Genomic DNA, 14,455 nt, shown 5'->3' with positions numbered 1-14,455 from the left:
GTGGTGGTACGTGCGGACGGGCGGGCGGCGCCGCTGCGTCCCGGCAGCGCCGACCGGGTGCTCGCCGACGTGCCCTGCACGGGCCTGGGGGCGCTGCGCCGCCGGCCGGAGGCCCGCTGGCGCCGCACGCCGGCGCAGGTCGCGCCCCTGTCCCACCTGCAACGGCAGTTGCTGGCCGCCGCCGTCGACCTGGTGCGCCCCGGCGGGGTGGTCGGGTATGTGACCTGCTCGCCGCATCCGGCCGAGACCGTCGAGGTCGTGACGGACGTCGTGACGCGGCTGGCTGCGCGCGGCGTCGGCGTGTCCGTCCTGGACGCGCGGGAGTACCTGCCCGGGGTGCCGGATCTCGGCGACGGCCCGTTCGTACAGCTGTGGCCGCACCGGCACGGCACCGACGCGATGTTCCTGGCCCTGCTGCGCCGTTCCTGAGCCCCTAAGCCCTGCCGCAGCCCTGCCGTGCCGGCCTCAGCAGCGAAAGCTGGGGGTGGAAACGGCCGCTGGAGCGACCGTTCGTTCCCCCGCTTTCATGATTCGGTATTCGACAATATTCGATCATGAATGTTGGACTGGCTTCGGGACGGGTCCGTGCGCTGGAGATCCGATCGGTTCCGGGGCGGTCGGCTCTGCCCCGCCGGGGCCGGGGCGGGCGAGAGCCGACGGGCGGGGGCAGGCCGGCCTGCCCCCGCCCCGCCGCGGCCCGGCGGGTGGGCCGTGCGACGGTCGTCAGGATCAGGAAACCTGGCCCTTGACGCAGTTCTGGGGGCCACAGGCGATGGACCGCCAGTAGTGGACGCCGTTCACGTCCCAGCTCAGGGCTCCCCAGATGGCGCCGGTGGCGGTGTCGGAGCACCAGCCGCCGGTGGGCGCGTCGCCGATCGACGCCGTCCGTCCCAGATCGTTGCCCTGTCGGACGGTGCCGGCCTCCCCGGCCACGTTGGTCTTGCCGTTGGCCTGCAGGTTGGCCAGGCGCACCTGGTAGGTGTTCTGGTTCTGCCAGATCTCGACGCGGGCCCCGGGGCCGGAATGCTGCTCCCGCAGGGTCCAGGGGCCGGACGGCGGCCCGCACAGGTTCTGGACCTGGTCCTGGGCCTGCCCGGGAATCCCGGTCTGGGTGGGAGTCGACGTCGGACTCTGGGTGGGGCTCGGCGTGGGGCTCCCGGTGGGGCTCGGCGTGGAGGGCGACGTTGGGCTCTGTGTCGGGGTAAGGGCTGGGATCTGCGGCAGGGTGGGGGTCTGGGCCCACGCGGGTGTGGCGGCCAGCGACAGCCCGACCGCCAGCGTGGCGGTGGTCACCAGCGTCGTCAGGATCGTAGCCGGCCGGCGTCGTGACGCGACCGGACCATGTGGGATGACATGCACTATTCGGTATCCTTTCTCCACCCGGAACGGCGGACGCAGAGTAGTCACGTCCACGCTGTGTGTTTCAGTTCCGGTGCGAAAGTTCCCTTCAGGTTTCCCTGGCAGACCTGTGGCCAGCGCGTTCACCCCTTCCGGGTCTGTCCGCCCCCAACGGGCGCTCCCATCTCCCAGCCGTCCCGACGTCCGCCATTTCACCGCTCGCCGTCCAGCCGTCTCGCCCTCCCGTCTTCTCCGGCGGTGGCGGCCGCTATGCGGCCCGCGCCGTGATCCCGGCCGCCCCGCGTCGGTTGGAGCCAGCGCGGTACTGGCAGCGTGTGATGGGCTGACGGACGGCACCCCGCGCACACCGGCGACGCGGCGGCAAGCCACCGTCTGTTCGGCGGCACCGTACCGGTTGGTACCGATTGCGGATCTTGAATGGTCGGGGTCCGGGTCAAGACCCTGATCAAACGCATCCAGTACCGACTCGACCTCGTCGTCGACTTGCTCGGCCAGGCCGGCCGGACCATGGATCCGGAACCGCAGAAGCCGGACAGGCCCCGGCCGTTCAAAGCCTGCGGCAATCCCGACGCGCGTCAACATGCCTTGAAAAACCTCAAAGAAATCAACCGAAGAACAAACTTCGGCGGCCCGGCGTAGTGGCGAGGTCGGGTCACGACCGGGGAACGCGCCGATGCCCTCGGCGATCGCGGCGAGGGATGCGGCGGTCCTTACTCCGCCGACGGGCATCGAGGTAGGAGCCAGGGCGGAAGGTGGGGCTTAAGAGGGCGGTCTCGACTCTGCCGGCGAGCCGGCTTCTCTAAGATCTGACGCGTTACGTCACTTCCGCTTCTCTTGGCACCGGAGTGCCGGTTGCGGCGGTGACCCGCCTTGGTCGAGAGGGGGAGTGTTGTCCGACAGCGAGAGCCAGCACGGCACGCCAGATCCGGTGTCACTGAACGTACGCGACAGGGTGTTCGTCTCGACCTGGATCGAGGCCGGGGTCGATATCTCGGTGCCGAGCATCGCCCGGGTTTATGACGCGCTGCTCGATGGGAAGGACAATTTCCCGGCCGACCGCGCTGTCCACGACCAGCTCATCCAGGTGATCCCGGATGGCAAGACCGCTGCCCAGTACAACCGGCAGGTGCTCCGGCGGGGCGTCGAGTTCATGGTGGAGCAGGGCGTCCGCCAGTTCATCGACCTCGGCTCGGGTCTGCCGGCCGCCGAGAACACCCACCAGGTCGCCCAGCGAATTGCGCCCGAGTCGAAGGTCGCCTACGTCGACATCGACCCCATCGTGCTGGCGCACGGCCGGGCGCTGCTGGCCGAGAACAGGAACACCACGGTCATCACCGCGGACTTCAGGCGTCCCGACGAGGTGCTGAGCAACCCGGACGTGACCGCGCTGATCGACCTGTCGAAGCCGGTCGGGCTCCTGATGCTCGCGGTCGTCCACCACGTCCACGATGACGAGGACCCGGCTGGTCTGGTCCGCGCATACGTCGACCGGGTGGTGTCGGGCAGTCACCTGTTCCTCACCCACTTCGTCGACCACGGCGAGGAGACCAAGCCCGTCGAGCAGGTGCTTCTCAACGAGCTGACGAGGGGGCGCTTCCGCTCGATCGAGGAGATCACCTCCTACTTCGACGGGCTGGAGCTCATCGAGCCAGGCGTGGTCTACAACCCCTTGTGGCGTCCCACCGAGCCGGTCGCCAGGCCGTACCCGCTCGCTGTCCGGCTGGTCGCGGGCGGCATCGGGCGCAAGTCGTAAGATTTGCCATCTTTTGCCATAAGAATCGATCCGCCGACGCGCCGAACGGACGGCCGCTCCGACGCGCCGGTGGGGTGCCGACCGGAGGGATGCGGGGCCCTGCCGCGCGCGGCGGGGCAGGCGGGGTCCTGTTCGGCGCGGCGTGTGCGACGCCTGTGTTTTCGACGTCATGGCTCCGTTCGCGGGTACCGCCGCTCCGGCGTGGAGGAGTGGCGCGTTGTGACGGTGGGTTTGGGTGATCGCCACAGGGGCGGACGGGGCGGTGGTGGGCCGCTGATGGGTCGATACGCTCGCGGGTGTGGCAACCGCGCAGATCTACCCGAGCCTGCTGGCCGCCGATTTCGGGCGGGTCGCCGACGCCGCGCGTGCGGTCGAGGGTCATGCCGACTGGCTGCACGTCGATGTCATGGACTACCACTTCGTCCCCAACCTGGCGTTCGCGCCGGACACGGTGACCGCCCTGCGCACGGTCACCACCATCCCGCTCGACTGCCATCTGATGATCGACGATCCGGACCGCTGGGCCGCCGGCTACGCAGAGCGGGGCGCGGCGAACGTGACCATCCATGCCGAGGCCGTCCGCGACCTGCCCCGCACGACCGACGCCATCCGGGCCGCCGGCGCGCGCACCGGGCTCGCGGTCAAACCGGCCACCCCCGTCGAGCGTTACGTCGACGACCTGCACCGTTTCGACCTGCTGCTGCTGATGACCATCGAGCCCGGGTTCGGCGGCCAGAAGTTCATGAACGAGGTCCTGCCGAAGATCGAGGCGGCCCGGCGGCTGCTGGACGACCGGGGGCTCGACCTGTGGCTGCAGATCGACGGCGGGGTCAACGCCGAGACCATCGAACGGGCGGCACGGGCCGGGGTGGACGTCTTCGTCGCCGGCACCGCCGTCTACGGTGCCGCCGACCCGGCCGCGGCGCTGGAGGCGCTGCGTGCGCAGGCGCTGGCCGCCTCCCCCCGGCTGGTGGCGCCGGTCCTCGAGAAGGGCTGACCGGGCGGTGGCGGCGGACGGCCGAGCGGGCCCGGGACGCCAGGAACCGGCTGGTGGCGGTCCGGCGGGCGCGGAGAGGGCCGGTCCCGAAGCGGCGGCCGGTCTCGAGACGGCGGCCGGTCTCGAGACGGCGGCCGGTGCGGACGAGCGGTGGCTGCGGATGGCGGTCGAGATCTCCCGGCGCTGCCCGCCGTCACCGAGTGCGTTCTCGGTGGGCGCGGTCCTCGTCGACCGGTCCGCGGGCCTGGCGGCGGACGCGTCCGCGCGGGTGCTGGCGACCGGTTACTCGCGCGAGCTCGACCCGCGTGACCACGCCGAGGAGGTCGCGTTGCGCAGGCTCGCGCAACATGCCCAGGACGGCCCGCCGGTCCCGGCCGGCTCGCTGACGCTCTACAGCTCGCTGGAGCCGTGCAGCGCCCGGGCGTCACGCCCCCGGACCTGCACGGAACTGATCATCGAGGCAGGGATTCGCCGGGTGGTCTTCGCCTGGCGTGAACCCGAGGTGTTCGTCGACTGTGAAGGCGCGGAGATCATGCGGCGCGCCGGCCTCGACGTTGTCGAGGTGCCGTCCCTGGCCGCGGCGGTCCGGGCGGTCAACGCCCATCTGCTCGCATGATCATCATTCGCGTGACGTTTTCCGCATGACGTTTCTCACACGATGCCGTTCATGTGACGTCGCTCATATGGAACACTTATATAAACCGTCCAAGCGTAATCGTCCTGGTGGCAAATACGTATAAAAGCGGATGTACGGGGCTGGTTGCCCGCAGCTGGACGCGCGAAGATGGACGAAGAGTGATGGGTGTGCTGCCGTCCGGTATCACGTGAGCTTTCTTGCACCTGTGCCGTCCGCATGTGCCAGACTTGGTCAGGTAGTTAGCAGCACGCGCGCTCCGGGGTCGGTGAAAATCCGAACCGGCGGTGACAGTCCGCGACCCGTCCGCAGCCAGCGGACGGCTGATCCGGTGGAATTCCGGGACCGACGGTGAAAGTCCGGATGGGAGGACGCGCGCGGGCGTGTGCTGTTCGACGGCCCCAGGCCTGCCGACGGCCCGTCCGGCGCCTGTGCGCCGGATGCGTCCCGCGTGATCGCCTCTGTCTCGGACGTGGCGCCGGGACGAGAGGGCACACCAGGAATGTTCACCGGCATCGTCGAGGAACTCGGCGTGGTCGCGGCCGTCGAGCCGCGGCCGGCGGCCGCTCGACTGATCATTGACGCTACGAAGGTGCTCGAGGACGTCAGCGAGGGCGCGTCCATCGCGGTCAACGGGGTCTGTCTGACCGTCACCAGCTGGTTTCCCCATGGCGAGGGGCAGGCGTTCGCGGCCGACGTCATGCAGGAGACGCTCGACCGTTCGTCCCTGGGCGGGCTGCGCGCCGGTGACCGGGTCAACCTGGAGCGCCCCGTGCGCCTGGCCGACCGCCTCGGCGGGCATCTCGTGCAGGGGCACGTGGACGGCGTCGGCGTGGTCCTCGAACGCCGCTCCAGCACCTCCACGACCACCTCAGCGGCATCCACCACAACGACGGCCTCCGAAGTGGCCTCCACCGTGGCCTTCACGACGGTATCCACAGCGGCCTCCGGTGACGCGGCGGCGACGGGAGGCGATCCCGTCACCTTCGGCCCGGACACCCAGTGGGAGATCGTGCGCATCAGCCTGCCGCCGGGCCTGGAGCGCTATCTCGTCGAGAAGGGATCCATCACCGTCGACGGTGTCAGCCTGACGGTCGTCGAGATCACCCCGGCGGACGCGACGACGCCCGCCACGTTCACGGTGAGCCTGATCCCGACGACGTTGCAGGTGACGACCCTCGGTCGGCGAGGGGTGGGGGAGCGGGTCAATCTCGAAGTCGACGTGCTGGCGAAATACGTCGAGAAGCTTGTCGTCGCGGGGGAGGCGGCCGGTGCCGGCTCGTCCAGCACCCCCGTCATCCACAGCGGGAGCGGGCAACTGTCATGATCAAAAATCTGCCAGTCGGTGATACGCGTTTCGCCTCGATCGACGAGGCGGTCGCGCAGATCGCCGCCGGCCGGCCAGTCGTCGTCGTCGACGACGCCGACCGCGAGAACGAAGGCGACCTGATCTTCGCGGCGGAGAAGGCCACCCCGGAGCTGTTGGCCTTCATGATCCGTTATACCTCCGGGGTGGTCTGCGTGCCGATGGACGGCGCCGACCTCGACCGGCTCGAACTCGACCAGATGGTCCCGCACAACACCGAGCGGATGGGCACCGCGTTCACCGTCTCCGTCGACGCCCGGGCCGGGGTGACGACCGGCATCTCCGCGGCCGACCGGGCGCTGACCATCCGGCTGCTCGCCGACCCGGCGACCACCGTCGCGCACATCACCAAGCCCGGCCACATCTTCCCGCTGCGCGCGAAGGTCGGTGGGGTGTTACGGCGTCCCGGCCACACCGAGGCCGCGGTGGACCTGGCCAGGCTCGCCGGGCTGCGTCCCGCCGGAGCCATCTGCGAGATCGTCAACGACGACGGCAGCATGGCCCGGCTGCCGGAGCTGACACGGTTCGCCGAGGAGCACGGGCTGCTGCTGATCTCCATCGCCGACCTGGTGGCGTACCGGCGGCGCAGCGAACACCACGTCGAGCAGGTCGCCGACACCAGGATCCCCACCGGCTACGGCGAGTTCCGCGCCTTCGGCTACCGCGGCGTCATCGAGGACGTGGAGCACGTCGCGCTGGTCAAGGGGGACATCGGGGACGGCCGTGACGTCCTGGTGCGGGTACACAGCGAATGCCTCACCGGCGACGTCTTCGGCTCCCGCCGCTGTGACTGCGGGACACAGCTCGACGCCGCCCTGCGCATGATCGCCCAGGAGGGCCGGGGCGTGGTCCTCTACATGCGGGGGCACGAGGGCCGCGGCGTCGGCCTCATCCACAAGCTGCGGGCCTACCAGATGCAGGACGCCGGGCACGACACCGTGGACGCCAACCTCGCCCTCGGCCTGCCCGCGGACGCGCGCGACTACGGCACGGGCGCCCAGATCCTCGTCGACCTCGGCATCCGGACGATGCGGCTGCTGACGAACAACCCGACCAAGCGGGCCGGGCTGGAGGGCTACGGCCTGGAGGTCGTCGAACGGGTCGGGCTGCCGGTGAACTTCACCCCGGAGAACCTGCGCTACCTCACCACCAAGCGGGACCGGATGGGACACGACCTGCCGGGCCTGCCGAAACTGCCAGCCGTGCAGGCAGGGCAGGCAGGGCCGAAGGTCGCGGGAGTCCGCGCCGACGTCCCGCTGCACTGCGTCGGGGGCACGAGCGTCGGGAGCGCGGGCGCGCACCCGGTCCGTGCGACGGAGGCGGAGCCGGCGGTGACGGACGAGGAACTGCTGATGGCGGACATGTGCCAGGGTGAGACGGCATGAGCGGTCAGGGCGCGCCGGCGCCGTCGATCCCGGACGGCGCCGGCCTGCGGCTGGCCATCGTGGCAACCCGTTGGCACGCCGAGATCACCGACGCCCTCGTCGACGGCGCGCTGCGAGCGGCCAAGGACGCCGGGGTCGCCTCCCCGCTGCTGGCCCGGGTGCCCGGCGCGGTCGAACTGCCGATCGTGGCGGCGGCGCTGGCCGCCCGCCACGACGCGGTGGTGGCGCTGGGCGTGGTGATCCGCGGTGGCACCCCGCACTTCGACTATGTCTGTCAGTCGGTGACGCAGGGGCTGACCGAAGTCGCCCTGGACACCGGGATTCCGGTGGGTTTCGGCGTGCTGACCTGCGACACGGTCGAGCAGGCGCTCGACCGTGCGGGCCTGCCCTCCTCGGCGGAGGACAAGGGCCGCGAGGCCACCTTCGCCGCCCTGGAAACCGCAACCGTCCTACGGGACCTCCGCCACGGTTAGTCCTGGGTCAGGGCGTGCCTGACGGATGTTCGATCGCGCGGGCGGCGTCCAGCCGGCCACATCGACCAACATCTATCAATCGACCAACATCTATCAGACGCCCTGTGGCGCGCTCTTCCGGATCGGTCGCGGCTGGTCTGTCGTTTCGACCGACGGGTCGGTGTCGTCCAGGCTGAAAGTCGTCCAGGCTGAAATCGGCCGGCAGCGCGGTGTGGAACAACGACGTGGAACAACAACTCGGCCCGGAAACGGCGGCCCCGGGGTGCCGGTGTCGGCGCGCCGGCCGTTCGGGCGGGTCCTTCTCAGGCGCACGATCTTCCGGATGCGCGAGCCGGGGGATCTTCAGATGGGGTCCGTGGCCCGGGTGCCGAAGGCGTGCAGGAAGGTGTCGACCGCGGCCCGCGCGACAGCCCGCATCTCGTCGTCGGAGATGGCCTGGGTGCCGAACCGGGTCCGTCCCTCCAGTGAGCCGGTCAGCAGGGCGGCGAGCTGTTCCGCCGCCGCCGCCGGGTCCCCCGCCCGCAGCCGGCCGGCCAGCGCCAGCCGGGCCAGCCGGTCGGCGAGCGCCTCGGTGACCGGGTTCGTCGCCCGCCCCTGGATGATGTCGAGCAGGTCGGGAAACTGGTTGATCTCGGCGTACAGCAGCCGCCGCAGCGCCCAGCCCCGCTCGTCGCAGAAACACTGGATCAGGTGGTAGCCGACGTCCTCCAGGGCGGTGCGGACGTCGCTGTCGAGGTCGCGCAGCCGGTCGACCGCGGCCAGGTTCTTCGCCAGCGCGCTGTCGGCCTCGGCGGCGATGGACGCGCGCAGTAGGGCCTGCTTGTCGCCGAAGTGGTTGTAGATCGTGTGCTTGGCGACCTGCGCCTCGGCCGCGATGACGTCCAGAGTTGCCTGGGCGTATCCCTCCCGGGCGAAGACCGTGAACGCGGTACCGAGAATGGCCGCCCGCCTGTCGACACGCCTACGCCTGCCGCCGGACGGCCGGTCCGCGGTAGCCGGCAGAGCCGCAGCGGCCGCAGCGGTCCCAGTGGCCGCGGTGATGGTGGCGGCGGTGGTTGGAACGGACTGAGCGGCCGGAGCGATCGGTGCGGTGGCGTCGGCGGCTGCCGGCCGCGCATGCCCGGTTGCCGGCGCCTCGGTCGCGCCGCCCGACCGTCCGCCGGTTGTTCGCCCGCCGGCTGGCCGGCCGCTGTTCACGGTCCCGCTCATGGCCTCACGGTACCGGTTGCCCTCCTTCCATCCCCGGGACAGCCACAACGTTGAAAACGTCATGGTGCTGTAAAGTGCACTCACACGTGCACAACGATGCTCACTGGAGGGCACTATGGCGGACGCGTCCCAGGAGCACGACCGGTTCGACCCCCCACTCCGACGGCTGATCGCCGTGGTTCTGCTCGGCGGGATCATGGGGATCCTGGACGGGTCGGTGGTCGCCGTCGGCGTCGACACCCTCGCCACCCGGTTCCACACGTCGCTGAGCACGATCGGCTGGGTCTCCACCGGCTACCTGCTGGCCCTCACCGTCGCCATCCCGATCACCACGTGGGCCGTGGACCGGTTCGGCGCCCGGCGGCTGTGGCTGGCCGCCCTCGTCGCGTTCCTGGCCGCGTCCCTTGCCTCCGGACTCTCCTGGAACATCTCCAGTCTGATCGTCTTCCGGATCGTCCAGGGCCTGGCGGCCGGCGTTCTCGACCCGCTGGTGCTGACCCTGCTGGCCCGCGCCGCCGGCCCGCGCCGGGCCGGGCGGGTCATGGGCCTGATGGGCATGGTGCTCTCGACCGGGCCAGTGCTCGGCCTGATCGTCGGCGGGATCGTCCTGGCGGACTTCTCCTGGCGGTGGATGTTCCTGATCAACCTGCCTATCGGGATCGTGGCGCTGGTCGGCGCCGCACGGGTGATACCGCCCGACCCGCCGCGAACCGCAGAACGCCTCGCCCGCCTCGATGTCGCCCGCCTCGACGTCGTCGGCGTCGCCCTGATCGGGCCCGGGTTCGCGGCCGTCGTGCTGGGCCTGACGCAGGCCGCCGAGCGCACCACCGTCGCCGCCTGGCAGGTGCTCATCCCCCTCGCCGCGGCCGTGACGCTGCTCGCCGGGTACGGCCTGCACGCGCTGCGGGCGCCGTCGCCGCGCCGCACGCCACCGCTGATCGACCTGCGGCTGTTCGCCAACCACGGGTTCGCCGCGAGCGTTGCCATCATGACGCTGGTCGGCCTGACGATGTTCGCGAACCTCTTCGTCCTGCCGCTCTACTACCAGCAGCAGCACGGGCGGGGCACGCTCGCGTCCGGGCTGCTGGTCGCCCCCTTCGCGGTTGCCGCGGTCATCGCCATGCCGCTGTCCGGACGGCTGTCCGACCAGCTCGGCGCCCGCGCCCTCGTCCGGGGCGGAGCGGTCGTCACAGCCCTCGGCGAGCTGGCGTTCACCCGGGTCGGCGGGCACACCAGCGAGGTGTGGCCCGCGCTCGCCGCCTTCGTCGTCGGCGCTGGGCTGAGCTTCGTCGGCGCGCCGACCATGGGATCTCTCTACCGGACCCTGCCCCCGGCGTCGGTGCCCCAGGGCAGCTCGGTGCTCTACATCCTCAACCAGCTCGGCGCGGCGATCGGCATCGCCGTCGTCACCCTCATCCTGACGACCATCGGCCCCGGCGACGGGGACGGGACGGCGGGTTTCCACGGCGTCTACTGGTTCGCTCTCGTCGCTGTCGCCGTCATCCTGGCCGCGAGCGCGCTCCTCCCACAACGGGACGCGGGCCCGACCGCCGCCACGCCCCCCGCGGCGCCAGCGGTCACCGAACCGGCTACCGAACCAGCCACTGCGCTGGCCACCGAGCCGGCTACGGAACCGGCCAGCGAGGGCGTCGCAGCCCTCGACAGGTGACCACGCCGGAGCACCAGGGTGCTGCGCCCTTCCGGGCGGGGCGAATGAACGACGCGCTGACGCAGGCGGAGATCGTCCTGGCGGTGCGCTCGGCGGCGTACTTCCGGTCGAAGCACCGCACGGAGCGGGTGGACAGCGGCGTTACCGGACGACGGGCGGGGCCGGGACAGGCTGATCTCCGTCCGGGTCGAGGGCTGCGACGTGCCGCCGCTGCTGCGGCCCCGGGCGTACATCTGCGGCCCCGGGCGTACATCGACCTTGTCGGCCTGCGGCCTGGTCAGGCCCGGGCGGAGTTGATCGCCGAGTTGACGCCGGGGAGAGGCTACTGCCGGGACATGGCCATGCGTGCTTCGCTTTCGATGTCCGTGATGAGCTCTCCGTCGAGATCGACGGTCACGCTGTGCAGCGTGCCGGTGAACGGGAAGAGGGTCGGATAGTCCGGTACGACCGGGGAGCCCGGGTTGGCGCCACAGGTCAGCCCGCCCGGGTTGAAGGCTATGGGTGTGGTTATGGGTATGTTGCCCACCCCGGCCGGCTGTCCGTCGATGTAAAGCCGGGCTCGTCCGGGGGTGCCTTCGCCGTTGGCGATGTCCGGCTTTCCGGTGGGTTCGAACTCGAAGCGCAACTGGTGCCGGCCGGAAGGCACGGTGCCGGTGGATTCCACATGGTAGACGGTGCGTCCGACATAGTTGTGGGAGTAACGCAGCCTGCCCTCCCTGACGTAAAACGACCAGCCGCCGGTACCCGCGCCCTGGCAGAGCAGGACTCCCTCGGCGCCACCCGGCGGGATTTCCGCGTCTGCGGTGATGCTGTGGGTACGGTTGAGTACTCTGGGGGCGACGGCGAACGGCAGCGTCTGGGTGCCGGGCCGGAAGGTGTAGGAGGTTCGCGCCTCGGTGATCTGCGGGCGTTCCACCACCAGCCGTACGGCGCCGCTGCCGTCGATGGGGAGCACGTTGTATCTGCCGGCCTCCACATACCACAGCGAGATCATTTCGATGAGTTTGTCCCGGTGCTGTTCGGCGACGTCGTAGTTTTCCGCAAAATCCTGCGCCACATGGTAGAGCTCCCAGTGGTGGGCATCCAGATCGGTCAGGTCCTCGGCGGAGATCGGTACACCGAACGGTTTGCCGGCCTCCGCGAAGGACGGTCCCGGCCATGGGCACACCGCGCGCCATCCGTCGTGGTCGATCGCGCGGTGCCCGAGCATCTCGAAATACTGGGTGTGATGCCGGGTCGGTGCGGCCGGGTCGGTGAACGTATAGGCGAAACTGACGCCGTGCAGCGATGACTGGGCGACACCCCTGATCTCGGCCGGCGGTTCGGCACCGAGTACGTCGAGTATGGTCGGCACGATGTCGATGATGTGCGCGTACTGGGTCCGTACCTCGCCGCGGGCCGCAATACCCGCCGGCCAGTGGACGACGAAGGGGTCGCTGGCCCCGCCCCGGTAGGTTTCCCGCTTCCACCGGCGGAACGGGGTGTTGCCGGCCCAGGTCCAGCCCCAGGGATAGTGGTTGAACGTCGAGGGGCCGCCGAGGTCGTCGATTTTTCCGAGGCTGTCCGCCAGGGGCTCCGGGGCGTTGTTGAAGAATTGCAGCTCGTTCGTGGTCCCAGTGACCCCGCCCTCGGCGCTGGCGCCGTTGTCGGACACGAGCATGACCAGCGTGTTGTCGAGCTCACCGGTCTCCCGGAGAAAGCCCAGCAGCCGGCCGATGTGGTGGTCGGTGTGGGACAGGAAGCCGGCGTACACCTCCATCATGCGTACCGCGAGCCGGCGGGCATCGGGCGTCAGGGAATCCCAGGCGGGGACGTCGGGGTCGTGCCGGGACAGTTCCGCCTCCGGCGGCACCACGCCAAATTCCTTCTGCCGGGCGAAAACCCGCTCCCGGTAGGCGTCCCAGCCGTCGTCGAACCGGCCGGAGTAGCGGTCCGCCCATTCCCTGGGAACGTGGTGTGGGGCGTGCGTGGCACCGGTGCAGAAGTTCAGGAAGAATGGTTTGCTCGGGGCGACCTGCTTGGCATCGGCGATGAAGTCGATGGCCTTGTCCACCAGGTCCGAGGTCAGATGGTAACCCGCCTCCGGAGTTTTCTGCGGCGCTACCTGGTGGTTGTCGTACACCAGATCCGGATACCACTGGCTGGTGTCGCCGCCGAGGAACCCGTAGAAACGCTCGAAGCCACGTCCCAGCGGCCAGCGGTCATACGGTCCGGCGGCCGACTCCTGTTCGGACGGCATAAGGTGCCATTTGCCCACCAGGTAGGTGTTGTACCCGTGCTGGAGCAGCATCTCCGACAGGAAACCGTTCTCGAACGGGATGTTGCCGTCATAGCCCGGGTAGCCGGTGGCGAGCTCGGTGATCGCGGCCATGCCGTTGGCGTGATGGTTGCGCCCGGTGATGATGCACGAGCGGGAGGGTGAGCACAGCGCGGTGGTGTGCATGTTGTTGTAGAGGAGCCCGCCCGCAGCCAGGGCGTCGATGTTCGGCGTCGCGATGGGACTGCCGTAGCAGCCCAACTGCCCGAAACCGGTGTCGTCCAGAACAATCATCAGTACGTTCGGCGTGCCGGGCGTCGCGCGGACCGGCTGCGGCCAGGCCGGGCTCGACTCGTCCGTGGTACGCCCGATCACACCGGGGAATGCGGTGCCGGACCTGTACTCGTTAAGCGACATCTTGACTGGTGCTCCTCTCCTCAGGTCTCCCCGAGCGCGCCGGAGAGCCGGGGCTCCGGCGGCGCGGAAGAAACACGATCGCGCCGCCTTCGGCCCGCTGGGCCGATCCGATCTTCTTAAAACCCCTTAAAAGCCGGTCCGATCCGGTTGGTGCGCCCACCTCATTCCCGGCAGGGGACCCGCAACCGGAGCGTCGGGGTGTTTCACCCTCCCCGGGTGAGGGCGAGTGCGAACGGGCAGGCCCGCCGACTCCCGGCCCTCGGATTCCGACCCGCGTATTGGGTGTCCGTGGGTGGGTTGTTTACTGCCGTTAGCGGGGAGATTGGGTGGGCCTGGAGGTTCGGGTCGAGTTTGTAACTGTCCCTTGTCGAGGGGACTCGTATCCGTAACGGCCGGCGCATACCGTGGTCGTGGTGGCCCGGATCAGTGGATTTGGGGTCGCCGCGTCGCGCGGACGATTCCGGCCGGTGTTGGTGCCGGTGCCGGTAGCCGGTGCGGCCCACCACGGGAGGGGGAGGCGGCGGTGAGCGGTGACGACCGCGCGAAGGCATGACGAGGACGGCCACGAGCCGGACGCCACACGCCAGCCGGGCGGGTACGGGGACTCTGTAGGGACCTGGGACGTCCACGAGGACGCTGGTACCCGGGCCGATATCCAGGGCACCCGGCCCGGGATGTTCTCCGCCGCGGATCTCGGCGACGCCAGGCCGGTTTCCCTGCTCGGCCTGCGCATACCCGACCTGGAAGGCGAGCGCGACGCGACCGTCAGCCGCCGGGCCAGCCGCCCGCGTCCCGGCGGCGGCCGTGGGGACGGTGTGCCCGCGCGGCCTGTCGGGATGAGAACCGACGCCGGCAGACGGACGCCGTCGCGTCCCGCACGCGGGGAGGTCCGGCCGGCCGCACGCGGCGGCGAGCGGGGCCACGCCGGCCCCGGTG

Annotated in this window: 11 protein-coding genes, 2 pseudogenes and 1 riboswitch; of the genes and pseudogenes, 10 read left to right on the top strand and 3 right to left on the bottom strand. The window is 70.3% G+C overall.

Translation table 11 applies throughout. The features are described from left to right. Positions 1-429 (top strand): annotated as a pseudogene (locus CM1CMNOD_RS15280) (rRNA cytosine-C5-methyltransferase); the annotation flags it as partial. A 300-nt stretch (positions 430-729) separates the two neighbouring features. Here the strand turns inward: CM1CMNOD_RS15280 and CM1CMNOD_RS15275 are convergent. Beyond that, positions 730-1,293: a hypothetical protein gene (locus CM1CMNOD_RS15275; RefSeq protein WP_043603827.1), complete on the bottom strand. Its 564-nt coding sequence runs from the start codon at positions 1,291-1,293 to the stop codon at positions 730-732. 483 nt (positions 1,294-1,776) lie between these two features. Between CM1CMNOD_RS15275 and CM1CMNOD_RS15270 the strand changes: the two genes are divergently transcribed. The 7 genes from CM1CMNOD_RS15270 to ribH all read left to right on the top strand — a co-directional run bounded on the left by CM1CMNOD_RS15270 (position 1,777) and on the right by ribH (position 7,967). Next, positions 1,777-1,998 carry a hypothetical protein gene (locus tag CM1CMNOD_RS15270; protein WP_013874499.1) on the top strand — a complete coding sequence of 74 codons (222 nt, stop codon included), beginning with the start codon at positions 1,777-1,779 and terminating at the stop codon, positions 1,996-1,998. Between the two features lie 289 nt (positions 1,999-2,287). Next, positions 2,288-3,112, top strand: coding sequence for an SAM-dependent methyltransferase (locus tag CM1CMNOD_RS15265; RefSeq protein WP_131772726.1), 825 nt, complete (start codon positions 2,288-2,290; stop codon positions 3,110-3,112). A 298-nt stretch (positions 3,113-3,410) separates the two neighbouring features. Continuing rightward, complete coding sequence (gene rpe / locus CM1CMNOD_RS15260) at positions 3,411-4,109, top strand: ribulose-phosphate 3-epimerase (RefSeq protein WP_013874497.1); 699 nt, start codon at positions 3,411-3,413, stop codon at positions 4,107-4,109. A gap of 154 nt (positions 4,110-4,263) precedes the next feature. Further along, on the top strand, positions 4,264-4,725 hold the full coding sequence (locus CM1CMNOD_RS15255) for a dCMP deaminase (RefSeq protein ID WP_043606823.1): 462 nt from the start codon (positions 4,264-4,266) through the stop codon (positions 4,723-4,725). A 268-nt stretch (positions 4,726-4,993) separates the two neighbouring features. Next, positions 4,994-5,122, top strand: a riboswitch (FMN riboswitch). A gap of 123 nt (positions 5,123-5,245) precedes the next feature. Beyond that, positions 5,246-6,070 (top strand): riboflavin synthase, encoded by an 825-nt coding sequence (locus CM1CMNOD_RS15250; protein ID WP_013874495.1) that lies wholly within the window; start codon positions 5,246-5,248, stop codon positions 6,068-6,070. Further along, positions 6,067-7,494, top strand: coding sequence for a bifunctional 3,4-dihydroxy-2-butanone-4-phosphate synthase/GTP cyclohydrolase II (locus CM1CMNOD_RS15245; RefSeq protein ID WP_013874494.1), 1,428 nt, complete (start codon positions 6,067-6,069; stop codon positions 7,492-7,494). The genes CM1CMNOD_RS15250 and CM1CMNOD_RS15245 overlap by 4 nt, the downstream gene beginning before the upstream one ends. Beyond that, positions 7,491-7,967: a 6,7-dimethyl-8-ribityllumazine synthase gene (gene ribH / locus CM1CMNOD_RS15240; RefSeq protein ID WP_013874493.1), complete on the top strand. Its 477-nt coding sequence runs from the start codon at positions 7,491-7,493 to the stop codon at positions 7,965-7,967. Before CM1CMNOD_RS15245 ends, ribH begins: the two co-directional genes overlap by 4 nt. Positions 7,968-8,309: 342 nt before the next feature. Here the strand turns inward: ribH and CM1CMNOD_RS15235 are convergent, their stop codons facing one another. Beyond that, entirely contained in the window at positions 8,310-8,969 is a 660-nt protein-coding gene (locus tag CM1CMNOD_RS15235; RefSeq protein WP_043606818.1) for a TetR/AcrR family transcriptional regulator, read from the bottom strand. 322 nt (positions 8,970-9,291) lie between these two features. Here CM1CMNOD_RS15235 and CM1CMNOD_RS15230 point away from each other — a divergent pair, with 322 nt between their 5' ends. Further along, positions 9,292-10,845 (top strand): DHA2 family efflux MFS transporter permease subunit, encoded by a 1,554-nt coding sequence (locus CM1CMNOD_RS15230; protein WP_013874491.1) that lies wholly within the window; start codon positions 9,292-9,294, stop codon positions 10,843-10,845. A gap of 322 nt (positions 10,846-11,167) precedes the next feature. Here CM1CMNOD_RS15230 and CM1CMNOD_RS15225 read toward each other — a convergent pair whose 3' ends face one another. Then, positions 11,168-13,519 (bottom strand): arylsulfatase, encoded by a 2,352-nt coding sequence (locus tag CM1CMNOD_RS15225; RefSeq protein WP_013874490.1) that lies wholly within the window; start codon positions 13,517-13,519, stop codon positions 11,168-11,170. Between the two features lie 530 nt (positions 13,520-14,049). Here CM1CMNOD_RS15225 and CM1CMNOD_RS15220 point away from each other — a divergent pair. Continuing rightward, a pseudogene (locus tag CM1CMNOD_RS15220) lies at positions 14,050-14,455 on the top strand (hypothetical protein); the annotation flags it as partial.

The organism is Protofrankia symbiont of Coriaria myrtifolia (genome assembly GCF_900634755.1).
Taxonomy (GTDB): domain Bacteria; phylum Actinomycetota; class Actinomycetes; order Frankiales; family Frankiaceae; genus Protofrankia; species Protofrankia coriariae.
The sequence above is the reverse complement of the archived record's forward strand: the minus strand, read 5'-3'. Positions and strand labels throughout refer to the sequence as shown.